General features: G+C 42.0%; 1 pseudogene. It reads right to left on the bottom strand.

Annotated elements, in window-relative coordinates:
• Positions 1-393: pseudogene (locus HC175_RS18895) on the bottom strand (quinol:cytochrome C oxidoreductase); the annotation flags it as partial.
• Positions 394-436 lie beyond the last annotated feature (43 nt).

Below are 436 nucleotides of genomic sequence, written 5' to 3'. Positions count from 1 at the left end.
TCCCAGGGCGATCATAAAGAAAAAGAATGCTGAAACGTATAAGGCAGCCCATGGCTTATTCTGTAGCTGATGTAAAAGGTGTTCCAGATGCTCGGCTTCATGATCTTCTTCACCTGCTTCTATCATTCCATGCTCCTGTTCATCTGTACGTTCTGTAGTGATTTCATGCTCTGACGGCACAAAGTCAAAACCGGTGGCATCATCTTCCAATTCATCTTCTGCCTGTCCTGTAAGAGGTACATGTTCCTCTCCATGTTCCCCGTGAGAAGCCACTATTTCTTTAACGTCTTCAATGGAGTCAGGCGCTGCTATGAATCCGTAGATCAAGCCCAGAAGACCAACTACCATTAGGATGATAGAAAATAATTTTAATTTACTGGATAGCGTGTACATACTTTTTAATATCTAATGTGCTGTTATTCTTGGGTTTCTTCAA

Source organism: Salinimicrobium oceani, from assembly GCF_012037645.1.
This window is presented reverse-complemented; position numbering and strand designations above follow the sequence as displayed.